The sequence below is a fragment of the Desulfovibrio oxyclinae DSM 11498 genome (assembly GCF_000375485.1).
Lineage (GTDB): Bacteria > Desulfobacterota > Desulfovibrionia > Desulfovibrionales > Desulfovibrionaceae > Pseudodesulfovibrio > Pseudodesulfovibrio oxyclinae.
Window position 1 is genome coordinate 92,417 of record NZ_AQXE01000009.1, and the last position, 22,850, is coordinate 115,266.

The 22,850-nt window shown below is 55.8% G+C and carries 24 protein-coding genes, 1 tRNA gene, 1 other RNA gene and 1 pseudogene; 12 read left to right on the forward strand and 15 right to left on the reverse strand.

All coding sequences use genetic code 11. The features are described 5' to 3' along the window. The first annotated feature begins 5 nt into the window (after nt 1–5). The 3 genes from gcvT to B149_RS0111035 all read left to right on the forward strand — a co-directional run bounded on the left by gcvT (nt 6) and on the right by B149_RS0111035 (nt 3,710). Nucleotides 6–1,091 (forward strand): glycine cleavage system aminomethyltransferase GcvT, encoded by a 1,086-nt coding sequence (gene gcvT, locus B149_RS0111020; protein ID WP_018125215.1) that lies wholly within the window; start codon nt 6–8, stop codon nt 1,089–1,091. 154 nt (nt 1,092–1,245) lie between these two features. After that, nucleotides 1,246–2,925, forward strand: a complete 1,680-nt coding sequence (gene ettA / locus B149_RS0111030; RefSeq protein ID WP_018125217.1) for an energy-dependent translational throttle protein EttA — start codon at nt 1,246–1,248, stop codon at nt 2,923–2,925. A gap of 104 nt (nt 2,926–3,029) precedes the next feature. After that, nucleotides 3,030–3,710 (forward strand): DUF6901 family protein, encoded by a 681-nt coding sequence (locus tag B149_RS0111035; protein ID WP_018125218.1) that lies wholly within the window; start codon nt 3,030–3,032, stop codon nt 3,708–3,710. Between the two features lie 66 nt (nt 3,711–3,776). On the opposite strand, the gene B149_RS0111040 is transcribed toward B149_RS0111035, so the two are convergent. The 6 genes from B149_RS0111040 to B149_RS0111065 form a co-directional block, all read right to left on the reverse strand. Next, nucleotides 3,777–4,124 carry a hypothetical protein gene (locus tag B149_RS0111040; protein WP_018125219.1) on the reverse strand — a complete coding sequence of 116 codons (348 nt, stop codon included), beginning with the start codon at nt 4,122–4,124 and terminating at the stop codon, nt 3,777–3,779. Between the two features lie 43 nt (nt 4,125–4,167). Next, a complete protein-coding gene (locus B149_RS0111045; RefSeq protein WP_018125220.1) occupies nt 4,168–5,016 on the reverse strand; it encodes a 2-oxoacid:ferredoxin oxidoreductase subunit beta in 849 nt (282 codons plus the stop codon). Between the two features lie 15 nt (nt 5,017–5,031). Further along, nucleotides 5,032–6,720 (reverse strand): 2-oxoacid:acceptor oxidoreductase subunit alpha, encoded by a 1,689-nt coding sequence (locus B149_RS0111050; RefSeq protein ID WP_018125221.1) that lies wholly within the window; start codon nt 6,718–6,720, stop codon nt 5,032–5,034. A gap of 17 nt (nt 6,721–6,737) precedes the next feature. After that, nucleotides 6,738–7,247 (reverse strand): ferritin family protein, encoded by a 510-nt coding sequence (locus B149_RS0111055; RefSeq protein ID WP_018125222.1) that lies wholly within the window; start codon nt 7,245–7,247, stop codon nt 6,738–6,740. Nucleotides 7,248–7,272: 25 nt separating this feature from the next. Further along, nucleotides 7,273–7,779: a ferritin gene (locus B149_RS0111060; RefSeq protein WP_018125223.1), complete on the reverse strand. Its 507-nt coding sequence runs from the start codon at nt 7,777–7,779 to the stop codon at nt 7,273–7,275. Between the two features lie 187 nt (nt 7,780–7,966). Continuing rightward, nucleotides 7,967–8,605 carry a lysophospholipid acyltransferase family protein gene (locus B149_RS0111065; RefSeq protein ID WP_018125224.1) on the reverse strand — a complete coding sequence of 213 codons (639 nt, stop codon included), beginning with the start codon at nt 8,603–8,605 and terminating at the stop codon, nt 7,967–7,969. Between the two features lie 157 nt (nt 8,606–8,762). Between B149_RS0111065 and yedF the strand changes: the two genes are divergently transcribed. Together yedF and B149_RS0111075 are read left to right on the forward strand one after the other, a co-directional pair. Then, nucleotides 8,763–9,383, forward strand: a complete 621-nt coding sequence (gene yedF / locus B149_RS0111070) for a sulfurtransferase-like selenium metabolism protein YedF (protein WP_018125225.1) — start codon at nt 8,763–8,765, stop codon at nt 9,381–9,383. Nucleotides 9,384–9,488: 105 nt separating this feature from the next. Next, nucleotides 9,489–10,244, forward strand: a complete 756-nt coding sequence (locus B149_RS0111075; RefSeq protein WP_018125226.1) for a pseudouridine synthase — start codon at nt 9,489–9,491, stop codon at nt 10,242–10,244. Nucleotides 10,245–10,254: 10 nt separating this feature from the next. On the opposite strand, the gene lolA is transcribed toward B149_RS0111075, so the two are convergent. The 4 genes from lolA to B149_RS0111095 form a co-directional block, all read right to left on the reverse strand. Further along, the gene (gene lolA, locus B149_RS0111080) at nt 10,255–10,950 is read right to left on the reverse strand and encodes an outer membrane lipoprotein periplasmic chaperone LolA (RefSeq protein WP_040372667.1); all 696 of its coding nucleotides are present in this window, start codon (nt 10,948–10,950) and stop codon (nt 10,255–10,257) included. A gap of 11 nt (nt 10,951–10,961) precedes the next feature. Continuing rightward, nucleotides 10,962–13,232, reverse strand: a complete 2,271-nt coding sequence (locus B149_RS0111085) for a DNA translocase FtsK (RefSeq protein WP_018125228.1) — start codon at nt 13,230–13,232, stop codon at nt 10,962–10,964. Between the two features lie 93 nt (nt 13,233–13,325). Then, nucleotides 13,326–13,883, reverse strand: coding sequence for an elongation factor P (gene efp, locus B149_RS0111090; RefSeq protein WP_018125229.1), 558 nt, complete (start codon nt 13,881–13,883; stop codon nt 13,326–13,328). A 47-nt stretch (nt 13,884–13,930) separates the two neighbouring features. Continuing rightward, the gene (locus tag B149_RS0111095; RefSeq protein ID WP_018125230.1) at nt 13,931–14,398 is read right to left on the reverse strand and encodes a type II 3-dehydroquinate dehydratase; all 468 of its coding nucleotides are present in this window, start codon (nt 14,396–14,398) and stop codon (nt 13,931–13,933) included. Between the two features lie 87 nt (nt 14,399–14,485). On the opposite strand from B149_RS0111095, the gene yihA reads away from it, so the two are divergent. Further along, entirely contained in the window at nt 14,486–15,067 is a 582-nt protein-coding gene (yihA, locus tag B149_RS0111100; RefSeq protein ID WP_018125231.1) for a ribosome biogenesis GTP-binding protein YihA/YsxC, read from the forward strand. Here the strand turns inward: yihA and B149_RS0111105 are convergent. The 3 genes from B149_RS0111105 to B149_RS0111115 are packed head-to-tail and all read right to left on the reverse strand — an operon-like array spanning nt 15,064 to nt 17,549. Beyond that, on the reverse strand, nt 15,064–16,200 hold the full coding sequence (locus B149_RS0111105; RefSeq protein ID WP_018125232.1) for an LptF/LptG family permease: 1,137 nt from the start codon (nt 16,198–16,200) through the stop codon (nt 15,064–15,066). The genes yihA and B149_RS0111105 overlap by 4 nt on opposite strands. Then, on the reverse strand, nt 16,197–17,360 hold the full coding sequence (lptF, locus tag B149_RS0111110) for an LPS export ABC transporter permease LptF (RefSeq protein WP_018125233.1): 1,164 nt from the start codon (nt 17,358–17,360) through the stop codon (nt 16,197–16,199). Before lptF ends, B149_RS0111105 begins: the two co-directional genes overlap by 4 nt. Before the next feature lie 9 nt (nt 17,361–17,369). Further along, nucleotides 17,370–17,549, reverse strand: a complete 180-nt coding sequence (locus B149_RS0111115) for a hypothetical protein (RefSeq protein WP_018125234.1) — start codon at nt 17,547–17,549, stop codon at nt 17,370–17,372. A gap of 147 nt (nt 17,550–17,696) precedes the next feature. On the opposite strand from B149_RS0111115, the gene B149_RS0111120 reads away from it, so the two are divergent. The 6 genes and pseudogenes from B149_RS0111120 to B149_RS0111135 all read left to right on the forward strand — a co-directional run bounded on the left by B149_RS0111120 (nt 17,697) and on the right by B149_RS0111135 (nt 21,772). Continuing rightward, complete coding sequence (locus B149_RS0111120; protein ID WP_018125235.1) at nt 17,697–18,494, forward strand: undecaprenyl-diphosphate phosphatase; 798 nt, start codon at nt 17,697–17,699, stop codon at nt 18,492–18,494. 82 nt (nt 18,495–18,576) lie between these two features. After that, nucleotides 18,577–18,653: transfer RNA gene (locus B149_RS0111125), tRNA-Met, on the forward strand. Between the two features lie 123 nt (nt 18,654–18,776). Further along, nucleotides 18,777–19,160, forward strand: a transfer-messenger RNA (tmRNA) gene (ssrA, locus tag B149_RS18345). A 128-nt stretch (nt 19,161–19,288) separates the two neighbouring features. Further along, nucleotides 19,289–19,495: pseudogene (locus tag B149_RS18985) on the forward strand (DUF6538 domain-containing protein); the annotation flags it as partial. A 57-nt stretch (nt 19,496–19,552) separates the two neighbouring features. Next, complete coding sequence (locus B149_RS0111130; RefSeq protein WP_018125236.1) at nt 19,553–21,157, forward strand: site-specific integrase; 1,605 nt, start codon at nt 19,553–19,555, stop codon at nt 21,155–21,157. Nucleotides 21,158–21,355: 198 nt separating this feature from the next. Further along, a complete protein-coding gene (locus B149_RS0111135) occupies nt 21,356–21,772 on the forward strand; it encodes a hypothetical protein (protein ID WP_018125237.1) in 417 nt (138 codons plus the stop codon). A 158-nt stretch (nt 21,773–21,930) separates the two neighbouring features. Here the strand turns inward: B149_RS0111135 and B149_RS17995 are convergent, their stop codons facing one another. Together B149_RS17995 and B149_RS0111145 are read right to left on the reverse strand one after the other, a co-directional pair. Next, entirely contained in the window at nt 21,931–22,599 is a 669-nt protein-coding gene (locus B149_RS17995) for a BRO-N domain-containing protein (RefSeq protein ID WP_018125238.1), read from the reverse strand. Next, nucleotides 22,599–22,844, reverse strand: a complete 246-nt coding sequence (locus B149_RS0111145) for a hypothetical protein (RefSeq protein WP_018125239.1) — start codon at nt 22,842–22,844, stop codon at nt 22,599–22,601. Before B149_RS0111145 ends, B149_RS17995 begins: the two co-directional genes overlap by 1 nt. Nucleotides 22,845–22,850: the final 6 nt, after the last annotated feature.

Genomic DNA, 22,850 nt, shown 5'->3' on the forward strand with positions numbered 1-22,850 from the left:
ATATCGTGGAAGAACTCTTGCTGACCCCACTCTCCGGCTGGCACCGCGAGAACGGTGCGAAAATGGCTCCCTTTGCCGGGTTCGACATGCCCGTGCAATACAAGGGCATCATGGCCGAGCACAAGCACACCCGCGAGAAGTGCGGCATTTTCGACATAAGCCACATGGGCGAATTTCGTCTTTCCGGCGACGGCGCCAAGGATGCTCTCAACAAGATCGTCACTCACGACCTGAACACCCTTGCACCGGGCAAGTGCCGCTACGGGTTCATGCTCAACGAAAAGGGCGGCATCCTTGACGACCTCATCATCTATTGCCAAGCCGAGGACGTATACATGTTGGTGGTCAACGGGGCCTGCCGCGCCAGCGACTACGAGTGGATCGCCTCGCATCTTCCCGATGGGCTTGATCTCTGCGACATCTCCGAAACCATGGCGAAAATCGACGTGCAGGGCCCGCAGAGCCTTGAAGTGCTGGAAGGCGCGCTCGGCGGCAGCTGGAACCACCTCAAGTATTTCAACTTCGAACAGATAGAATGGGACGATGATCCCATGATCGTCAGCCGTACCGGCTATACCGGCGAACTCGGCTACGAGCTCTACCTTCCCGCAGACAAGGCCGAAAAACTCTGGAAGAAGCTGATTTCGGACGAACGGGTCATGCCCGTCGGGCTCGGCGCGCGCGACACCCTTCGTCTCGAAGTCGGCCTGCCGCTTTACGGGCAGGACCTTGATACCGAGCACACACCCGAAGAATCCGGAGCCGGCTTCTTCCTGAAAAAGGAATCCGACTACATCGGCAAATCCGAGCTCGGCACTGTCCGTGAAAAGCTGATCCCGCTGACCATCGAAGGCCGCCGCACGGCACGACACCACGACAAGGTCTGCCTGCCCTCGGGCGAAGAGGTCGGCGTGGTCACCAGCGGCTCCTTCGGCCCGAGCCTCGGCCACAGCATCGCGCTCGCCTACGTCAAGGCCGACGAAGCCGAACACGACAAATACGTTGTCAAGACTGCACGTGTGGAACTGGAAGCCAAGCGCGGTTCCCTGCCCTTCTACACCGAAGGCACCGCCAGAAAGAAACTGGACTAGCCGCCCCGAACGCATCCTCAAGGAGGACGCCTCATGCGGGCGTCCTCCTTTTTTATACCCGGCAGACGCGGTCCGGTTTGGCTGGACAAAACCCTTCTGGTCTGCAAAACAGTCGGCAACCCGATGAAGAAACCAACCGAGAGGTATTCTGATAATGAGTGATTCTGAAAAGATCATCTATTCCATGTACAAGGTGTCCAAGCGGCACAACACCAAGGAAGTGCTCAAGGACATCTCCCTGTCCTACTTCTACGGTGCCAAGATCGGCGTGCTGGGCCTGAACGGCTCCGGTAAGAGTTCTCTGCTGCGTATCCTCGCTGGCGAGGATCAGGATTTCGAAGGCGAAACCCACGTTTCTCCGGGCTACACCCTCGGCTACCTTGAGCAGGAACCGCTTCAAAATGAAACCCGCACCGTGCGCGAGGTCGTCGAAGAAGCCGCCAAGGAAGTGCTTGATCTCGTCAACGAATTCAACGAGATCAATGCCAAATTCGCCGAGCCCATGGAGGCCGACGAAATGGACGCGCTGATCCAGCGCCAGTCCGAGGTTCAGGAACTCATGGACAGCAAGGGAGCCTGGGACATCGACTCCAAGCTTGAAATGGCCATGGACGCTCTGCGCTGCCCGCCCGGCGACACCCCGGTCCCGAACATTTCCGGCGGTGAAAAACGTCGCGTGGCCCTCGTGCGTCTGCTCTTGCAGAACCCGGACATCCTGCTGCTTGACGAACCGACCAACCACCTCGACGCAGAATCCGTGGGCTGGCTGGAAAAATATCTCAGCACCTTCCCCGGAACCGTCATCGCCGTCACTCACGACCGCTACTTCCTCGACAACGTGGCCGGTTGGATTCTCGAACTCGACCGCGGCCGCGGCATTCCCTGGAAAGGCAACTACTCCTCCTGGCTCGAACAGAAGGAAAAGCGCCTTGAACTGGAAGAGAAAAAGGAATCCGAACGCCGCCGCACTCTCCAACGCGAACTGGAATGGGCGCGCATGTCCCCCAAGGGCCGCCAGAAGAAATCCAAGGCGCGCCTGAACGCATACGAGTCCATGCTTTCCCATGAGTCCGTGGACAGGGGCAAAGAGCTGGAGATCTACATTCCGCCGGGGAACCGCCTGGGCAAGAAGGTCGTCGAGGCGGACAACGTTTCCAAGGCCATGGGCGACCGCCTGCTGGTGGAGGACATGAACTTCATCATCCCCCCCAATGCCATCGTGGGCATCATCGGCCCCAACGGCGCGGGTAAGTCCACTCTTTTCAAGATGATCGCCGGACAGGAACAGCCTGACTCCGGGACCCTCAACGTGGGGGAAACGGTGGATCTGGCATACGTGGATCAGGACCGTGCATCCCTTGATCCCGACAAAACGGTGTACGAGACCCTCAGCGGCGGTCGCGACACCATCCTGCTCGGCGGCCGCGAAGTGAACGCCCGCGCCTACTGCGGACGCTTCAACTTCCTCGGGGGCGACCAGCAGAAGAAGGTCGGCGTACTCTCCGGCGGTGAACGCAACCGCCTGCATCTGGCCACCATGCTCAAGTCCGGCGCCAACGTGATCATGCTCGACGAACCGACCAACGACCTCGACGTGAACACCATGCGCGCCCTTGAAGAAGGGATCGAGAACTTTGCCGGCTGCGTGCTGGTCATCAGCCACGATCGCTGGTTCCTCGACCGTATCGCCACCCACATCATGGCGTTCGAAGGCGACTCCAAAGTGGAGTTTTTCGAAGGCAACTACACGGAATACGAGGCCGACCGCAAAAAACGCCTTGGCGACGAGGCTACGCGCCCTCATCGCATCAAATTCCGCAAGCTTACCCGCTAGATTCATAAAAATGCCCCGGCAAGACCGGGGCATTTTCATTATAATCAACATATGCGCAGACCTGTCGTCTTGTTTTGGTCCGCCAATCGGGCTACATTCCTATCATGCGCATTCAGTATTCCTTCAAACTGAACTCCATGCGGACCGAGCATTTCGATCTGAAATTCGACCCGCAAACAGTCGAATACATGGGCCCCATTCCGGCCGATCCGCCGGACTGGGCATCCATGAGTACGGAACAATGTCCGAAATGCAATCTCGACGAGGAATACTGCCCACTTGCCCTACGAATCATCGATATTATCGAACGATTCCACGACGTGGTATCCCATGACCGTGCGGACGTCACGGTCACGACCCCGGAACGAACCATTTCGGCTGACACGACGGTCCAACGCGGTCTCAGCTCGCTTCTCGGCCTCGTCATCCCCACATGCGGCTGCCCGCACACAACGTGGTTCCGGCCAATGGCGAAATTCCACCTGCCCTTCTCCACCGAAGAAGAAACCATCTATCGCTCAACCTCCATGTACATGCTCGCCCAGTATTTTCGCCAACAAGGCGGCCTGAGCTATGACGAGGATATGAGCGGTCTGTCCCGCATCTACAGAGACATGGAGATGGTCAACATTTCCCTCGCCCGCAGACTGCGGCTTGCTTCCCGTTCGGATTCAAGCGTCAACGCCGTCATCCTGCTTGATTTCTTCGCAAAGACGGTCCCGATGGTTATTGAAGAAACACTTGAAGAAATCAAAAGTCCTTTCTCTGCCTACCTAAAATCCTGATTCATTCCAGAGCATTAAAAAAGGCGACCAGTAAGGCCGCCTTGTTTTTTACGTGAGATTTTCAAGTTAAAAGGTAATTATCTCGTATCCCTTCTCCATGTAAGCCTGCATGGATGGATGCCCTTTCATGTCGTCCAGAAGAGGCAGCCCTTCCGCCTCTACTGCCTTGAGCGCTCCAAGCTTTGCCGAGCAGGCCTTGCAGGCCCCGAGGATGATCCCTTTGGATTTTGCCGAGACGTAAAGCTCGTGGAAAGGATTGCTGCTCGCCGAGAGCTGCTCCACCAACTGCACGGATGCACCCTCGAAAACGATCCCGGCATTCCAGCCTTTTTCCTTCATGTCCAACCCGTTGAGCAGGACGTGGACAAAGCACATGATTTCACCGTTAAAGGCGAATAATGCGACATTTTTCATAATTATCCTCCCCAAAAAAACAGGGGCCGAAGCCCCTGAATGATCATGCGAATGATTGGATGATCTTTTCGAGATCAGCCTTGTCGTATTTTCTGGTGGCAAGAGGTTCCCCGTCCATTGCCGGGTTGCCTTCGCCGAAAACCGGCTTGTCGCTCTTCCAGATCACCCCGATGGGAATGCTGTCGCCGAACTCCGAGGCCTTCTCCATGGCCGCCGCCCAATCGGTTGGATCATGGTCCTCAAGACGGTAGCAACGATCCTTGTACCACTTGAATGTATTGACCTTGTTGAATGAGACGCATGGCTGAAGAATGTCCACCATGGAGAATCCCTTATGCTGGACCGCCAGTTTGATCATCTCCGTGAGGTGCTCCATATCACCGGAAAAAGCGCGCGCCACAAATCCAGCCTGCATGGCCGTGGCCACCATTACCGGATTGAAGGGATCACTGGGAGCCCCAAACGGCTGCGCCTTGGTCTTCTGTCCTTGGGCTGTGGTGGGGCTGGCCTGGCCCTTGGTGAGACCATAGATCTGGTTGTCGTGCGCCAGCAGCGTGATATCCACGTTACGTCGCACGGCTGCCAGAAAGTGGTTTCCGCCTTCACCGTAGCTGCAACCGTCACCGGATTCCACGATGACCGTCAGTTCAGGGTTGGCGAGCTTGGCGCCCTGTCCTGCCGGGAGTGATCTGCCGTGCAATCCATTGAACATATTGCAATTCATGTACTGTGGGGTCTTGGCTGCCTGCCCGATGCCGGAGACCATGCCGAGCTTATGCGGGGGGATATCCATTTCCGCAAGAGCCTTCTTGAGGCTCTTGAGTATTCCGGCATTGCCGCATCCCGGGCACCAGGCGGTTTCGAACTTTCCGTAATCGTCTGCTGTCGTCATAATCGTCCTCCGTGCCTATCGGATGCTTTCAAGTCCGGCCAGAATGTACCGGGAAGTAAGCGGCCTGCCATCGAAGCGAAGAATAAAGCTCGATATTTCAAAGCCGGTCTCCTGCCTCAACAGCCGGGCAAACTGTCCGGTTGCATTGCCTTCCACGCTGACCACGGTACCTGCCTTTTCAAGGTATGGCATGAACTGGTCCTCCTTGAGCGGGAACACCTGCCGGAAATGCAGCACGGCCGCCTTGCCATCGAACGCCTCCATGGCTTCAAGGCAGGGGCCGACGCTGCTGCCCCAGCAGACGAAGAGCATGTCGGGCTCATCCTCGCCATAATAGGACGGCGGGATCGTCTCCTCCCAGAGTTCGCAGCCTTTGCAAAGCCGCTTGCTGTTCTGGGCCACGCGGTTTTCCGCGTCCTCCACGATGTGCCCGTGCTCGTCGTGCTCATCGGAGTCCACCTTCACAAGCGCTTCGGAAAAGCCAGGGATGGCGCGAGGGGAAACGCAGGATTCACCAAGGGCATACCGCTTGTATTCCTTGGCGTTCTCCGGCTCAAGAACCGGTCCGGCAACTTCTGGCAGGCCGTTGAGGTCGAACGGTTCAATGGCGGTGTATGCATCGGCCAGATACTGGTCCGAAAGCACATACATGGGTGTCTGATACCGTTCGGTGAGATCGAAGGCACGGTGGGTCAACTCAAAGCAGTCGTCCGCGCTTCCGGGCGCAAAGATAGCTCTCGGAAACTCACCGTGTCCGGCATAGAGGGCCAGATTCAAGTCGCCCTGTTCGGTCCGGGTGGGCAACCCGGTGGCGGGCCCCGGACGCTGCACGAGGATCATCACCAACGGTGTTTCCGTGATGCCGGCAAGGCTGATTCCTTCCACCATAAGCGCAAAGCCGCCGCCTGAAGTGGTGACCACAGGCCTTGCGCCCGCCCATGAAGCACCGAGCGCCATATTGACGGCGGCGATCTCGTCCTCCATCTGCTCGGCCCTGAGTCCGAGCGGTGCGCCTTTGCCGATGAGCGTGAGCGCCACTGACGTCGATGGCGTCATGGGATAGAACGAAAGAAAGTTGGCACCGGCGGCCAGCGCACCCATGGCGATGGCCTCGTTGCCGTTCATCATGACCCGTTCCACGCCGTCATCCGAAGCGGGCGGAATGCAGGCAAAGTCGTAGTCCTGTTCTTTCACCCAGTCGTAGGACTTGCGCAGCACGTCCAGGTTCGCGTCTACGATCTCCTGTCCTTTCTTGGCAAAGGTCTGGCTCAGGAGGTTTTCCAGTATGGAAATGTCGGAGCAGATGGCGGAACCGAGCACTCCAAGCGCCACCACATTATGGAACAATTCCTTGGAGGCAAGTTCTTTGAAGGGCACTTTGAGCACATTATTCAGGTCGCTCGTATCCATGGATTCACCGGCCACGACAATGCTTCGCTCGGTAAGCTGCTTCCGGTGCTTCTCAATGGTTTCCTCATTCATGGCCACGAGAATATCCACATCCTCCGTGGCGCAGTGAATGGGTTCCGGACCGGTTCTTATGGCAAAGAAGTTGTGCCCGCCGCGAACCCGGGACATGTAGTCCTGATTCACGAGAACATGGTACCCGCCGCGCACGAGAGCCTTGGCCATGAGCTGGCCAATCGTGACCAACCCCTGTCCGGCCTCACCGCCGATAAGTATGTTGATGCTCGTTGCCGACATCCGCTCTCCTTTTGAGGTCATGCCCCGTCAAGGCTGCCCGACATGGACCAGCCCTCGGGATCTTCATAGTAATAGACGAGGTCGGACAGCATGTTCACGCTGTCGCGCTGCACGCCCGCCATGTATTTTGCGAACTGGCGCTCGACATCGTCATCGGCTTCGTCTTCCCACTCCGAATAGAAATCGAGCACGCTCTTTTCCATTTCGAGTCCAAGCTCGGCCGTGCCGCTCTCCGTGGTGCAGGCGTCGCCCTCGTATTTTGCGGCAAGGGAAACGAAGGTCTCCTTGAGACTTTCCTCCAGTTCAGCCGGAAGGCTACAAGCGGCATCCCACGGAGTTCCTTCGCCCACCGAGTCCTGAACGGCGCTGACGAAATCGAGGTTGTCCTCGGAGCGCTCCATAAGCGTTTCAAAGACTTCCCTGCCCAACCCGTCCGGGCAGCTGTCCAGTTCGTCACGGTAGAATTCAACGCTCTTTTCTGCGTATTCCACCGCGGTGCACAGTCTGTCGTATGGCGTATCGCTCATGATTCCTCCCCCCTCTTTGGTGTAGTTACTCCTCCTTGGGAGCGGTGAACACGCGGGTGGAGAGATCGCGATCCAGCATGAACAGAGCGCCGCCGTCACCCACCAGACGGAGCTTGTTCACGATGTCGCCCACGCTGGCCTCTTCCTCCACCTGCTCGGAAATGAACCACTGCAGGAAAATTGAGGTGGCGTGGTCGCTCTCTTCGCGTGCGATATCCATGAGGTTGTTGATGCGGCTGGTGACCAGCTGCTCATGCTCAAGGGCGTTCTCGAAGGCCGCCAGAGGGGATTCCCATTCAGTGGTCGGTGCGTCGAGAGCGGAAATGACCGCCCTGCCGCCTGCTTCGTTCAGGTAATCGAACATCTTCATGGCGTGGAAGATCTCCTCCTGATACTGGGCGCGCATCCAATTAGCGAATCCGGGCAGTCCCTGAGACTCGAAATATGAAACCATGGAAAGATAGATGTGGGCCGAATAGATTTCAAAGTTCATCTGATCGTTGATGGCGTCTTCCATGCGTTTGACGAGCATTTTCATTCTCCTTTATTTTCAGCACATTGTTTACGAAACAACCCCGAAAACACAGTCGGGACGTTAGTTCGGATTCTACACGGAATGAGAGATTTGCCAAGGGGCCAAGCGGAATTTGTTCAAGACTTCTGGATACAAAAAAAGCACCCGAACAACGGGTGCCTTAAAAGACGTATTGCCACGAAATCTACAGGGCTTCCAAAATGCGGTCGAGCCTTTGCCTCTCGCTATGCATCACGTCCGCATCAAGCTTGGGAACGTCAATGGTGTACGGATCTCCCATGGAAATCCGGCAGCGGGTAAACGGATAGGGAATCTGGAACTGATCCCATGACTTGCTGAAGACATACTTTCCGGAACAATGCACCCGAATGGGGACAATGGCGGCACCGGCCCTGTGGGCAAGAAAAATGGGCCCTTCCTTGGATTGTCGCCTAGGGCCGCGAGGACCGTCCACGGTGAACACCGCGACTCTGTTTTCGCGCTCCATGACCCGTTTGGCCTGCAACAGAGCGCGCACGCCACCTCGTGAGCTGGACCCACGGGCCGTCTGGAAGCCCATCCGCTCCACCACGCGTGAAATAACTTCCCCGTCCTTGCTCTGGCTGATGCAGGCAACATATTGAGCCTCGGTCAGATAACTGCACCCAAGCGCCGAGAATATTTCCTCATGCCAGAATGCCAACACCACGGGCTTACCAGCACGCCACAAATCATCAAGCACCTCAAGACGCTCACTGTTTTCATAACGCATGGTGGAGAACCACAGCCGATGCAGACAATGAATGGCCGGTGCCAGCCTTGTGGGATCAAAGGAAATCTTCATGTATAAGCCTCGTGCGGTCCTTGTATCCTTACGCTCCGGCAAAAGGCAAGGACGGACTATCATAGACAACTCCTATAGACTTTACCGATCAAGATAGCCTGAATCGATTTGACCGCTTTCAAGCACTGTGATTCATTGGGCAATCAAGGAGAAAACAATGTCCGACATCATAGTTGAATGCCAAGGGCTGCCATGCCCCCAGCCGGTACTGGAATGCAAACGCATCATTGAAGCGGAGTCCCCTTCAAGCCTGAGCATCGTCGTGGACAACAGCGCTGCTCGGGAAAACGTGACCCGCTTTCTGTCCACCAAAGGCTACTCGGTGGACACCACGGAAAATGACGGCCTGTTCACGCTCAAAGGCTACCGCGAGGGTGAATCCTGCACGGAATGCGAAACCATGACGGATGAAGCGATCGCCCGCGCAGCGGAACCCGCCGCCCAGAAGATAACCGTCTTTGTCGGCACGGAAACCATAGGCTCCGGTGATGACGAACTTGGCTCCAAGCTGATGATGAATTTTCTGGCCACCCTTCCCGAATTGGGAGACGAACTGTGGCGGATCGTCATGGTCAACGGCGGCGTAAAGCTTGCCTGCGACGGCAATCCGTGCCTGGAAAAGATTCAGGCCCTTGAAGCTGGCGGCGTGACCGTGCTCGTGTGCGGCACCTGCCTTGAACACTTTGGCCTTATGGAAAAGAAAAAGGCAGGTGAGACCACGAATATGCTCGACGTAGTCACCAGTCTTCAGGTCGCCACGAAGGTCATCAGACCCTGATGCATTTTTCCCGTCAGCCATCCCCGCGAGGCGTTTCGAAGCGATTCGGAGCGCCTCTTCTCATTAAAGCTTGCCCTTCCCGCGGTTCCGGTGCACCTTGCGCGCATGAGCGAATCCAACGATCCCATCAGGCTGAATAAATATCTTGCAATGAACGGCATCGCCTCCCGACGCGGCGCGGACGATCTGGTTTTTTCCGGTCGGGTGAGCGTCAACGGCGAAGTGGCGGAGTCTCCGGGCGTCAAGGTCACCCCGGGCAGCGATAAAGTGCTCGTGGACGGCAAGCCGGTAGGCACACCACCCGAAAGCAACGTAACCATCATGCTCAACAAGCCCACCCGCGTGGTGACGACCGCCAGCGACCCTCAGGGCCGCAAGACCGTGATGGATCTGCTTCCCAATGACATCAAGGCGAAGCGCCCGTTCCCGGTTGGCCGTCTGGACTTCTTCTCCGAAGGACTGCTTCTGCTGACGACCGACGGCGACCTCTGCCACCGCCTCACGCACCCTCGCTACCACCTGCCGAAGGACTATGCGGTAACGGTGCGCGGTCTGATACCGGGCGATGCCATCAAGACCATGGAATCCGGCATGACGCTGGAGGAAGGCGAGAAGCTTGCGCCCGTCAAGATCAGCGTTAAGCCGCCCAAAGACGGCAAGCAGATGATGATCATGACGCTGCATCAAGGCATAAACCGTCAGATTCGCAGGATGTGCCGCGATCTGGACCTGACGATCCTGCGGCTGAAAAGAGTGCGTCAGGGCCCTCTGGAAATCGGCAGGCTCCCCGTCGGCAAGTGGAAATACATCGACGGCGCAGAACTCAAGGAGCTCCGCGCCGCCGTTGGACTCAATAGCTGATGCGGGATGCCTAGTATCCCGCGGTGTTGTCCTCGACCACCACGTTCTCGGGCGGCGTGAACGCGAATTTGGACTCAGGAATCTCCCGGTCCACTTCCACGTCAAGAAGGGACACGTCATTGGCGTTGCCCATGAAATCCACAATCAGAATGCGGCGCAACAGCGCGGTTTCCGGCTCGACACCGATATAGGCCTGAACCATCCCCGGCTCGGGTTCCTTGGGGGTCAGCTGGAGGATGGTCAGTTCATCGCCCCATTCCTTGCGGACCTCTTCTTCACCAACCCACTGGGTCTTCACGAGAAAGTCTTCCTGAAGGTTGGCCTTGCCGGAGATGAAGCGAAGGATGGTCTTGGAGTCGAGCAGTCCTTCCACGCTGTACTTGAAGGCGGTCAGGTCTTCCTCGAAGTAATCCCAGGCCACATCCTCGCCGATCACCAGAACTTCCTTTTCAGGCTCCATGGTGACCCAGCGAACCAGCGACGGCTGGCGATACCAGATGTACCCGGTCCGCGTCTCGGACTGGCGGGTCGCCGCGTTGGTGAGCACCTGCTCGAAGCGTCCCTGAAAGGTTTCCAGCGTATCGTAGCGCTTCTGGATACGGTCGGTGATGTTCCGGCTGTCCTGCGCCATTCCCGGCGTGGCAACGCTGATGGCCAGCACTGCGGCCAAGAGCACCACGGCCAATCTCGGTCGTATCGTGATCATATCTTCTCCCGTTATTCCGGCTTGATGACTTTTCGGGGCCTACTGCCTTCCTGCGGTCCGAGCAGTCCGTCCATTTCCATCTGTTCAATGTAACGCGCCGCACGATTGAAGCCGATGCGGAACCTGCGCTGTAGCAGGGAGATGGAGGCCTTGCCCTGTTCCAGCACGAACTGTACCGCCTCGTCGTAAATCTGATCACCGGAATCGGCGCCGTCGAAAGAGCCGCCATTGCCGGAGTCCTTGCCCCATTCGTTAAAGTCCAGCTCGAACTCCTGCGATTCCCGACGCTCCCAGAAATCCACCACGTGCGCAATTTCCGTCTCGTCCACGAACGCTCCGTGCATGCGCTTGAGCTTTGCGCCGGAGGGCTTGAAGAGCATGTCGCCCCTGCCAAGGAGCTTTTCCGCACCCACGTTGTCGAGGATGGTGCGAGAGTCGAACTTGGAGGTGACCGAAAAGGAGATGCGCGTGGGGAAGTTTGCTTTGATGAGGCCGGTGACAACGTCCACGCTCGGCCGCTGGGTCGCCAGCACCATATGGATTCCTGCCGCGCGGGCCAGCTGTGCCAGCCGGACGATGGACTGCTCGACGTCCTTGGCGGCGGTCATCATCAGGTCGGCAAGCTCGTCGATGATGATGACGAGGTACGGCATGGGCTTGAGCGCTTCGGTGCCTTCCGGTCTGTCATCACCAAGCGCCGCGAGTTTCGCATTGTACCCTTCGATGTTGCGGGAGCCCATGCGCGCCATGCTCTCGTAGCGGCAATCCATTTCGTGAACCGCCCACTCCAGCGCGCTTTTGGCCAGATTCATCTCCGTCACCACGGGGTGCACCAGATGGGGCAGCTTGGCATAGGGAGCCAGTTCGATGCGCTTGGGGTCCACCAGAAGCAGCTTCACCTGATCCGGGCCGGCCTTGTACAAAAGGCTCAGCAGAAAACTGTTGATTCCCACGCTCTTGCCCGCGCCGGTGGCACCGGCCACGAGAAGATGCGGCATCTTGGCCAGATCCGCGACCTTCACTTCGCCGTGGATGTCCTTCCCCAGCGCCAGCGTCAGAAGAGAGTTGCTCTTCTCAAACTCGGGAGCCTCGAAAATCTCGCGCAGGTAGACGGTTTCCCGATTGTCGTTGGGAATCTCGATACCCACGGTATCCTTGCCCGGGATCGGCGCCTCAATGCGCACGGACATGGCCTTGAGCGCAAGGGCGATGTCATCGGTCAGGTTTTCGATTTTGCTAACCTTGATGCCGGGAGCAGGCTTGAACTCAAACATGGTCACCACGGGACCGGGGACCACCTGCTGCACCTCACCCTGCACATTGAAATCGGCAAGACAGGCCATGAGGCGCTCGGCAAGCGCGTCGAGCGTGGAACGGTCCACCCTGACACGAGTATCGCTCGGCGGTGTCAGCAGGTCCGTGCTGGGCAGTTCGTCGCCCCCTGCGTCCTTGCGCGGCTTGGGCTTGGGCGCAGGAGCGGGAGCGGCCTTTTTTTTCTTTTCGGGCGCAGGCTCCTTCACAGGCTTGGGCTCGACCGGCTCTTCAAGCGGGTCGGGCAGAAACGGTGGAAGATCGTCTTCATCGTCCGCAGTCTCCGCCTCGGCCTCACGGGCGGCTTCGGCATCGGCCTTGGCCTGTTGCCGTGCAAGTTTCTTTGCCTGAAGGCGTTCACGCTGGATGGCCGCACGCTCGCGCATGGCCTCGATCACTCCGGCAAGGCCCGCTGCAAGGATGAGGAAAAGTTTTTTCCAGCTGAATCCAATGACCAACTGAAGCGAGACGAGAGAAAGAAACAACCAACAGATGAGGCTTCCCGCAGGACTGAGCCACTGAAGGACGAAGCCGGTGATGATCTCTCGACCGATATACCCCGCACCGATGAAGCCGTATGCGTTCTCGGGCACGTCGAACAGCCAGGGATGACATGCCCATCCGAGGTAGGAAACATACAGGCCGACCACACCCAGCCACTGTACCGGACGAATCCGTATGCGGCGGATGAAACGGGACAGTCCGGCATACAGCGTCAGGAGCGGCCAGAACCATGCCCCGGCACCGAAGATGTCCACAAGAAGACCGGCCGCATAAGCTCCGGCGATGCCCGCCATATTTGATACGCCATGCGGCGTGACGGCCTGGTTGAAGCTCGGATCCGACGGATCGAAGCTCCACAGAGCGACCGCGAGAAACGCGGCAAAGGCCAGAAGGAACAGCCCGCGCATTTCACGGCCGTGGCCTTTGCCCTCCGGCTTATTCGCTTTGGTAGCTTTCGCTTTCGCCATGCAAGGAATTCCTCTTCAATGAGATGGGCCGCGGAACAAAGACGTTCCACGGCCCTTTTAGCCGATCATCACGCATGATCGCAAGCCCGGCGGCTATTCGCGGCCGAGATAATCGTTACTGCGGGTATCGATCTTGACCTTGTCGCCGGGGTTGATGAAAAGCGGAACCTGAACGGTCTTGCCGGTTTCCAGCACTGCGGGCTTGGTGGCGCCGGAAACACGGTCACCCTGCACGCCCGGGTCGGTCTCGGCTACTTCAAGAACCACGGAGGCAGGCAGATCGACGCCGATGAGCTGTCCGTTGTACAACAGCACCTTGATGGTATCGCCTTCCTTGATGAATCCGCCCTTGTCGCCCACGGCATCGGCCGGGACCTGCAACTGATCGTAGTCTTCAAGGTTCATGAAAACGAAATCGTCGCCGTCCTTGTAGATGAACTGCATGTCCTGATGAGACATATCCGGCTTTTTGACCTTTTCGCCGGAACGGAAGGTCTTTTCAAGGATCTGACCGGTCATGAGCTGACGCAGTTTCGTGCGCATCACCGCACCGCCCTTGCCGGGTTTGTGGTGCTGATGCTGAATGATTTCGTAAGGTTTGCCGTCCAGCTCGATCTTGAGACCGTTCTTGAAGTCGGTAGTGGAGTACATACGCTCTCCGGATGTACGTTTGTTCCCCTCCGGGAATGTTGATGCGATTATTCTTCCTGACTGGAAATATGGTCAAGCAGCGCCTGAACCGCCATGGCATAGCTCATAATGCCGAATCCGGCAATCACTCCGATACAGCTGGCCCCCATGAGGCTCTGCTGTCGAAGCGGCTGATCGGTCCGCGCCCAGATGTTGCTGATGTGCACTTCCACGCACGGCACGCCAATCCATGCAAGGCAGTCCGCAATGGCAAGGCTTGTGTGCGTATACGCCCCGGCATTGAAGGCAACGCCGGAAACTTTATCCTCGCGCGCCTTTTCCAGACGATCAATGAGTGCGCCTTCCGAGTTGGACTGGTAGTATTCCAGTTCGATTTCGGATGCCTTCTCCCCCATCAGGCCGTCAAGGATCTTCCCGAGATCTTCCATGGTTTCGGAACCATAGACTTCGGGCTGACGTTTTCCTATGTGGCCGAGGTTGGGGCCGTTGAGAACCAGAATCTTCTTTTTCGCCATGGATGAGCCTCTCCTGATGCGGTCTTGACTCCGGACTGCGAAAAAGCGACATAGCACCCGCATCGCAGCCGAAACAACAAGGACGTTATGAACCGTTATATCGAATTAGTCAAAACCGCGTATGAAAGCGACCAGATCGAGGAGTTCGACGAGCCGCAGATCGCGCTCGCCGGACGCTCCAACGTGGGCAAATCCTCGCTCATCAACAACCTCGCCGGACGCAAGAGCCTTGCCAAGATCAGCTCCAAGCCGGGCAAGACACGCAGCCTGAACTATTACCTCGTCCACCCGGAAAGCTACTATCTGGTGGATCTGCCGGGGTACGGCTACGCCAAGACGTCCAAGACGGAGCGTGCCAAATGGGGACGCCTCATCGAGGCCTACATCAGTGGCTGCAAGCAACTGCGCGGCGTAGTGGTGCTACTGGACTCGCGTCTTCCGCCTCAGAAGATCGACATGGAGCTCATCAGCTACCTCAGAAGCATCAAAATGCCGGTAATCCCCGTGATGACCAAGGCCGACAAGTGCAAGCAGCGCGACCGGGCCAATGTGCAGAAGCAGTGGGCGGACATGATGCAGACCGACAGGAAGCCGCTGCTCTTTTCCAGCAAGACCGGGATGAACCGCGAAAAACTCTTCGACCTGCTGGCCGAGGCCGCGCTGGGCTAAACCCTGCCGCGGCCCCTGCCCAGAACTTTTCGGGCAATGTACCGGCGAACACGTCTGTCCGAAACCCAGGCCAGCCGCAAGGTCGTCAGGGCAAAGAAGACTGCGTTGGCCAGCCACGCCCCCATGACGGGCGGCAGAATCCCTTCCTGACCGGCTGCCTGCCCCACCATGTAGACCCCATAAAATATGAAGATGCACAACAGCGACAGGGCGACGCCGATGTGCGGCTTTTCCGTGAACGTCGTCACTGCCAGGCCAAGCAGCGCCATGGTCATGATAGCGAATGCATAGGAAAAGCGCGCGTGCCATGCGGTCTGCAAACTCTCCACATTGGAACCGGAGTTCTGCAGTTCCCGAATGACCTCGCCGAGTTGCCAGATGGGAAGACGGCTTTTGTCGCCGCTCTTGTCAGCCACCACGAATGATCGCAGGTTCTGCCGCACGGACAGGAACTGCGATTTGCGCTGTTCGGTGTCGTAATTGCGTACGTCGAGCTCCTGCACCTCCAGAAGCCCCCAACCGTTTTCGTCCACAAGCGCCTTGGATGCCGTGATGATCCGAATAAGACGCTGGGTGTCCGGAGCCAGTTCGTATACCGTCACGTCCGACGCCCTGCTGCGTGAAGGCCACGCCTCTTCAGCATGAACGATGAACGTCCCGTCACGAAACCAGACATTGCCGACCTTCAGTTCGTCGATTTGCCTGTCGCGCACGTCCTCCTTCCAGACACGATGCGCTTCCATCTGGCCGAACATGCCGATATACTGCGAGAATCCGAACTGAAGCATACTCCAGAGGATTCCATAAAACAGGAAGAACCAAAAGAACCAGGCCGGGGACACGCCCCCTGCTCGCAATGCCGTCAACTCCCGATTGCGCGCCATTATGCACAACTGCACCACGACAGACAGCAGGAACACCGCAGGCAGAATCTGGGAAACGATCACCGGCAGCTTCACCGCAAAGTAATAGAGGATCGTCTCCGCACCCAGTCCGGCTTCGAGAAAGTCGTCAAGCCGGTCGAAGGTATCGATCAGGAGATAGATGCCGATGCCCACGGCAAGACACATGAACAGCAGGAACAGGTTCTGCTTGACCATGTAACCGGCAAGAACTCCAAAACGCGGCCTCATGACTCCGCCCGCCTTGCCTTGATATGCATGATGCGTTCAAGCACCGACGGCACGCGCTCCAGATTCGTGTAGCGCAGCAGAACAAGACCGATGACGAGGAAGAGCACGTTTGGAATCCATTGCAGCACTGTGGGTGGCGCAACGCCGGATTCGCCAAGGCTCGAACCTATGGAAAAGAGCGTGTAATAGACCAGAAACAGCCCCAACGACAGCGACAGGCCGTACTGTTGGTTCAAACCGCGAAAAACGCAGGCCACGGGCATGGCAAAGAGGCCGAGCACGAAGCACCCGAACGGCAGACTGTAGCGCTTGGCCAGCTCGTTATGAACCTTTCTCCAGCGGTTCTCGTCGCGGAGCAGTTTTTCGCTCGGATTATTCTTCATCCGCTGCAACGTCGCCACGGACTGTTCACTGATGCGTGAAGAGTCGAAAAACTTGCCGCCGATGAGCATGGCGATGGGCACCCGCACCGTATAATTTCGGAAACTCAGGACATTGAGTTCCCCTTTGCCGCGGCGGAATATCCGGCCGTTGCGGAAGGCGACCTCCATGATGCCCTCATCCGGCTTGGTGGTGATCTTGCCGTACGGCGCCATGATGATGACCGGAGCGTCCTCGACAGTGGAGTCGCGAACGAAAAGATCCATGAGTTCGCCCGTTTCCGGGTTGGTATTCTTGGCGTAAAAGGTCAGGTTGGGGAAGTCGCGGTTGAATACGCCCGGCTGAATGGCGAAACGCGATTTGGTGCGCGCAAACTCCACAACAGAGCTGCGGAAGTTGTTCATGCCCCAGGATATTCCGTGAAACGAGATGAAATAGGTGGCGGCGGTGCACGCAATGCAGAAAAAAATCACAGGCGGCGCCAAGCGGTACAGGCTGACGCCCCCGGCCTTGAGCGCGGTAAGCTCATTATCGGAACTCATCCGTAAAAACGTCAGAAACACCGATAGCATACAGGCGATCGGCGCAATGAGCAGCATGAAGTACGGGCTCATGAAGAAAAACAGCTTCATGAGGTCCAGAAAACCGAGGTCGTGTCCCATGAGCAGTTCACGCAACTGGATCATCCTGCCCATGAGCAGGACTCCCAGAAGCGTTGAAACGCTCAGGGTAAACGTGACCGCGAGTTCCTTGAAGATAAGACGATGGGCGAGCTTCACCGTTTCGGATCAGTCCTTTTTATCCTTGAAAAACCGGAGCAGGAATTCCACATCGACCGGTCCGAGGTTGTAGCGCATGGCGGCATCCTCGATCAGCTGAGGCAGAGGCTTTTCAGACTGCTCCATCTGTTCGCAGATCCATTTGACGGCCTTACGAGCCAGTTCGCTTTTGGGCATGATGGTCGACATGTTCAATACACCTCCGGGTGTTCCGCACACGCGGTTTGAGGAAGGAGTACACCACCTGCCATGGGCTTGCAAGAACCCACACCATGGTATAGTCCCACAAAGACTGGTTTTGCCCCCTCCTGATAATCATCCAACAGCGGACTGTTCATGGCAGAATGGTATGTAGCGGTAATTCTCGGCATCGTTGAAGGTCTTACGGAATTTCTTCCCGTATCCAGCACCGGCCACCTGATCATCGCCGGTCACCTGCTCGACTTCACCGGCCCCAAGGCCGAGACGTTCGACATCGTGATCCAGCTCGGCGCCATTCTCGCGGTGGTGCAGCTCTACTGGTCCAAGTTCACGGGCCTGCTCCGGCACGACCCGGCACACGCGTTTTCCGGCATGCGGGGCATCAAGTTGTTGATCCTTACATCCATACCGGCGTCACTGCTGGGACTGGCGGCACACAGTGCGATCAAGACCTACCTCTTCGGACCTCAAACCGTGGCGTGGGCGCTTGGCGTTGGCGCAATTCTGATCTTCCTTGTGGAGCAGCTTCCCAAGCGGAACAAGGTCACGGGGCTGGACGCCATCACCCCCACCCTCGCCCTCGGCATCGGCTTCTTCCAGTGTCTGGCCCTCTGGCCGGGTTTTTCCCGTTCCGCGGCAACCATCATGGGCGGCATGATCCTCGGTGCCGAGCGCAAGACTGCTGCGGAATACTCCTTCATTGCGGCGGTGCCCATCATGTTTGCCGCAACCGGATATGACTTTCTGAAAAACATGCACCTGTTCAGCGTGGACGACCTGCTCTTTCTTAGCATCGGATTCGGGGTGTCATTCGTTTCGGCATGGCTAGCGGTCAAGAGCTTCATATTCCTTCTGGGCCGCATGACATTGAGACCTTTTGCAATCTACCGACTTGTGCTTGCCGGACTGGTGCTTTTGTACCTGGGTTCATAAAAAAATTGAGAAAACCTCAACTTTTCCCTTGCCAAGGCAGTGTAGAAGCGATAAACAGTCACCCGCTTCGGCGCACAGATGTGGCGGGGTAGCTCAGTTGGTCAGAGCATGCGGCTCATATCCGCAGAGTCGGAGGTTCAAGTCCTCTCCCCGCTACCACATGAAGATTCAGGCCCGCTCAGGCGGGCCTTTTTCTTTATTTCAAGATATTTCTGGCTTCTTCCCTTGCCAAAGGATGAAGTGTGATTATATCATTGAGTAATCCGAAAGGTTCTTTGAAATGGGGGCGCTCTGGTTTCGACGGGGATGGTTGAAGCCAAGGTTGCAGGTCGAGGTTGGCCGTGGCCTCGTAAAAAACGGCCAAGCACACAAGTGCCAACAATGACTACGAATACGCAATGGCTGCTTAGGCAGAGTTGCAACTGACTGCATTAGACAGTCACGATTCACTTGCTGACGCCTCATAAGCAGGCTGAATCGTCAATTCATGGGGCTAGCATCAAACGTTCGCCTTTCGCCTTTGATGTGAAACACTTAGGAAGGCTAGTCCGTCGGCCGCATGGGTCGGTGCAACCCGACGGGCGAATACTGATTCCGATCCTAAACCTGTAGACGCCTTGAGTGGAGCATTCTCGGACGGGGGTTCGACTCCCCCCGCCTCCACCAGAAGGACACTTCCTACCACCATTTCAGAGCGTTATCAGAGCAGGAGCAATCCTGCTCTTTTCGCGTATCCAACACTTACACACTTCTTACACACTCCATGTACGTGTGGTTAAAGGTGGGCAAGTCTTATGGGTACTGTCGGTGTCGCAGCTGCCGAGTGTGGTGGAACCTATCTTGTCCGTAATCCTTATTCATATTGTTTCAGAAGAATGGTGCCCAAAGACCTTCGCCAACGACTTGGCTTGAAGGAAATAAGGTACTCTCTTCGCACGACTCAAAGACACGCTGCCCGGAGCTTGGCTACCCGCATGGGCAAAGCAACCAGTCACCTATTCCAGAGCCTTCGGGCTTGCTGTAGCGACTGTGGCAATGGCAACGGAGATAGAAAGGATATGAGCAAATACACTCGCACCGACCTTCAGAGGATGATGCAAGCGCACCTGAAGGAAATACTTCTGGAGGACGAGGTAGACAGAGCTTCAGGCTTAAGGCGTAGGCCAATCGATCCCGCCACGGGGAACTATGAGTATGACAACCCCGGAATCATTGAGGCTTACGAGCTTCATATTCGTGAGCTTGAAGAAGGGAAGTACGATCGGGCAGTCAAACTCGTAGACTACTACCTTGAAGAGCACTCCATTACCGACATTGAGAAAGGTTCAGCGACCTACAATCTACTTTGCCGTGAAATGCTCAGGACGCAGCTTCGCGCTCTTGATGTAATCAGGCTCAAAGAGAGAGGTAGATACGATCAGGCAGACGAGCTTGAACAAGAGCTGACCACGCAACCACAGCAATCATCACCCCACTCCCACCATCAGGCTCATGCGGCCAAAGATGAACAAGGGCAAGTAGATAAAAGCATTCTCGCCACTACTCCCGCCTCAGACGAAGGTAAGTCTACCCCTCTTTCCAAGGTCATAGAAGAGTTCAGACAAGAACAAGTCAAAGCTGAAAGATGGTCCCCAAAGTCCGAAGCTGAAAACCTCTCCTGCTATCAGCTGTTCCTAGACTTCGCAGGGAACGACATAACCGTTGACCGCATCACCTACCCTCGCATCAGGGAGTACAAAACCGCTCTCCAAAAACTCCCTGCCAACATGAAAAAGTCCCCAAAGTACAGGGACAAAGGTATTCATGAGCTACTTCAGATGGACATTGAAAAGCCCATGAGTACAAACACGATCAACAAGTATTTGAATCGTCTAGCTACCCTGTTCAAGTACGCCGTAAAGAACGGTTGGATGAACATGAATCCGGCTGAAGGTATGGAACTTCCTCAGAAGCGTAGGGACGATGAACTGAGAGCAGTCTTTGATGAAAGCGACCTTCACAGACTCTTCCATTCACCAGAGTATGCCGAGGACCAGCACAAATACCCATACCAGTTCTGGACTCCCCTAATAGCTCTATTCACGGGTATGAGGCAGAACGAGATCGCACAGCTTCACCTTGAGGACATACGCCAACAGGATGGTATCTGGGTCTTCGATATCAACGCGAATGGACCAGACAAGAAGCTGAAAACGGTTAATGCGAAACGCCTGATACCTATCCATTCATTCCTCGCTGTTGACCTTCGGCTACCCGAGTACGTCCAATCTCTCAAAGACCAGAAGGAGGTAAGGCTTTTCCCTGAGATCAAGAAAGGCAGGGATGGCTATGCACAGACGATCAGCAGATGGTTCAATGGGAATAGCTCCACAAAACAAGGCTACAAGAACAAGTGCGGGATTGTATCCGACCTAGAGAGGGAAGGGAAAAAAGACTTTCATAGCTTCCGGCACACGCTCATCAATCACCTGAAGCAACAGCGGGTAGACGCTCAACTCCTACACGAGTTCGATGGGCACTCTACTCAATCCATGACGATGGGGAGATACGGTAAAAGGTATGAGCCTCAGCTTGTTCTAGATGAGATCGTATCGAAGATCACATTCCACAGGACGATTCCGCTAGATCATTTAACAGGTTCAAAGTGGGTTAGTACGATCTGAAGTTTCAGGCAGTAAAAAAAGACTAGAACATGATGTTTTTTACTAATCTACAGCCTTGATTTAGTAAAAAAGATGGTTTGAACATGTCGTTTTTTATATATTTGCAAAACATGTATAGTTCGTTGTTGATGTATAAGTTTTGTTTGTGCTAGCCCTCGACTCTTTGCAAGTACAATTCAAAGCAAGGAGACTATCACAATGCGGCAACAGCAAGAAATCATCATCCATGCACAGGACGGTAAATACCTCCACGCTGACGTTTCAGAGAAAAGCGTAGGCGTGTTCTCTGTATGGGATGGAGAAAGCCATTCAGAGCAAGTCCTTCCCGGTGCGCACATTGACATCTCATTCCTGATGGACCTGCCTACCCTCCAATCACAAGAGGAAAGAGAGCGGGTAGGAAAAGAGTTCAAGGCCATGCTCACGGAATGGGAAGAAATCAGGGACAAGGTAGTGGATTGGTCAGAGCGTATGCACCGGAAGATTCATCACTACGTGGGCCATACCAAAGAGGAAATCTTAGAGATGGATGGAGTCGTAGAAAACTACTCTGAGAGAGACATTGAATACTTCTACAACAGCCTCAGAGGGAGAGGAAGAGAAGCCCACAAATAGGCTCACGCACGCACACACAAAGAGAAGCAATCCATCCTGTGACTCGTCTTATATATATGAGAGGCATTGGTCGTGCGGGTAGAAGGAGTTGAAAAAGGCGTTTGCTACAACGCTGCCAAGACTACCTCTACCCGCGCAATCAGTGCCTTTTCTTTCGTCTATCCAGCCAACACATGAACACTATCTGCCACACAAGGCTTATCCGTGTACGGCACAGTATAGGAAAAAGGCTTCAGCTCTACGCCCAGTTCTTCCAAGACCTTGTTGAAGATCGGCCTTACCATCGCGAATCCGTACTTCTGATGGGCCTTGGCAACGGACATGTAGCCGGGTTCACATCCGTTATGATGGAACTTGTGTTCTACCTCTTCAATCCGCTGCTCCTGTTCACGTGTACGTTCTTCCAAGTGACGAAGCGCATTGAGCTGACCTTCAAGGATATCCAACTGGGACGGGGTAGCTGAGGGCGAAACGTACCCTCCGTTCTTGCGAATGGACGGCAGCACCTCAGAGGTTACCCACTTCTTGAAACGTTTGGCCTCGGGCTTGCGGGAGCGCAAGATCAGAGAGTAGAGGCCGGATTCGTTGATGATGAGGGATTGGCGGCCTCCACGATTCCCAATGTGGATAGTATCCACCTCATCAACATCAAGCACCTTACGGATATCACGGGTTTCAGTCCCAAGCATCTCACACACATCCTTCGCCACAAACCAAGGCTCTCCATCATCCTTACCAACTACAACACGGAGATTCCTGTTTGCTTCATTGAAGTAGAACGTGTCGATCTTCTTGTTGTTGTGTCTTGTGTTGTTGTTCATATTCATTAGAGTGCCGCCTCCTCTACTCCTACTGCGACACCAAGCTTTGTGGCCTGTTTGTCCAAAGTCTTCCACACCAAGAAGCCGCATCTCGGACCTTTCTTGAAGTCGTACCACTTATAATTGGAGTTGTAGTTTACATTGAAGCGATGCCAGAGTTCTACCAGTTCCTCCTCCGACTCGATGGTAATGACGAGTTCAAAGGGTTCGAACGTAGCAGGGGCGGGCAGTTTTTCGGTTCGTGTTTTCATTGTTTT

What these genes read in the sequence shown, in the direction of transcription:
- ettA (WP_018125217.1), top strand. Translation starts at nt 1,246, where the DNA reads ATGAGTGATTCTGAAAAGATCATCTATTCCATGTACAAGGTGTCCAAG.
- B149_RS0111035 (WP_018125218.1), top strand. Translation starts at nt 3,030, where the DNA reads ATGCGCATTCAGTATTCCTTCAAACTGAACTCCATGCGGACCGAGCAT.
- B149_RS0111040 (WP_018125219.1), bottom strand. Translation starts at nt 4,124, where the DNA reads ATGAAAAATGTCGCATTATTCGCCTTTAACGGTGAAATCATGTGCTTT.
- B149_RS0111045 (WP_018125220.1), bottom strand. Translation starts at nt 5,016, where the DNA reads ATGACGACAGCAGACGATTACGGAAAGTTCGAAACCGCCTGGTGCCCG.
- B149_RS0111050 (WP_018125221.1), bottom strand. Translation starts at nt 6,720, where the DNA reads ATGTCGGCAACGAGCATCAACATACTTATCGGCGGTGAGGCCGGACAG.
- B149_RS0111055 (WP_018125222.1), bottom strand. Translation starts at nt 7,247, where the DNA reads ATGAGCGATACGCCATACGACAGACTGTGCACCGCGGTGGAATACGCA.
- B149_RS0111060 (WP_018125223.1), bottom strand. Translation starts at nt 7,779, where the DNA reads ATGCTCGTCAAACGCATGGAAGACGCCATCAACGATCAGATGAACTTT.
- B149_RS0111065 (WP_018125224.1), bottom strand. Translation starts at nt 8,605, where the DNA reads ATGAAGATTTCCTTTGATCCCACAAGGCTGGCACCGGCCATTCATTGT.
- yedF (WP_018125225.1), top strand. Translation starts at nt 8,763, where the DNA reads ATGTCCGACATCATAGTTGAATGCCAAGGGCTGCCATGCCCCCAGCCG.
- B149_RS0111075 (WP_018125226.1), top strand. Translation starts at nt 9,489, where the DNA reads ATGAGCGAATCCAACGATCCCATCAGGCTGAATAAATATCTTGCAATG.
- lolA (WP_040372667.1), bottom strand. Translation starts at nt 10,950, where the DNA reads ATGATCACGATACGACCGAGATTGGCCGTGGTGCTCTTGGCCGCAGTG.
- B149_RS0111085 (WP_018125228.1), bottom strand. Translation starts at nt 13,232, where the DNA reads ATGGCGAAAGCGAAAGCTACCAAAGCGAATAAGCCGGAGGGCAAAGGC.
- efp (WP_018125229.1), bottom strand. Translation starts at nt 13,883, where the DNA reads ATGTACTCCACTACCGACTTCAAGAACGGTCTCAAGATCGAGCTGGAC.
- B149_RS0111095 (WP_018125230.1), bottom strand. Translation starts at nt 14,398, where the DNA reads ATGGCGAAAAAGAAGATTCTGGTTCTCAACGGCCCCAACCTCGGCCAC.
- yihA (WP_018125231.1), top strand. Translation starts at nt 14,486, where the DNA reads ATGAACCGTTATATCGAATTAGTCAAAACCGCGTATGAAAGCGACCAG.
- B149_RS0111105 (WP_018125232.1), bottom strand. Translation starts at nt 16,200, where the DNA reads ATGAGGCCGCGTTTTGGAGTTCTTGCCGGTTACATGGTCAAGCAGAAC.
- B149_RS0111115 (WP_018125234.1), bottom strand. Translation starts at nt 17,549, where the DNA reads ATGTCGACCATCATGCCCAAAAGCGAACTGGCTCGTAAGGCCGTCAAA.
- B149_RS0111120 (WP_018125235.1), top strand. Translation starts at nt 17,697, where the DNA reads ATGGCAGAATGGTATGTAGCGGTAATTCTCGGCATCGTTGAAGGTCTT.
- B149_RS0111130 (WP_018125236.1), top strand. Translation starts at nt 19,553, where the DNA reads ATGAGCAAATACACTCGCACCGACCTTCAGAGGATGATGCAAGCGCAC.
- B149_RS0111135 (WP_018125237.1), top strand. Translation starts at nt 21,356, where the DNA reads ATGCGGCAACAGCAAGAAATCATCATCCATGCACAGGACGGTAAATAC.
- B149_RS17995 (WP_018125238.1), bottom strand. Translation starts at nt 22,599, where the DNA reads ATGAATATGAACAACAACACAAGACACAACAACAAGAAGATCGACACG.
- B149_RS0111145 (WP_018125239.1), bottom strand. Translation starts at nt 22,844, where the DNA reads ATGAAAACACGAACCGAAAAACTGCCCGCCCCTGCTACGTTCGAACCC.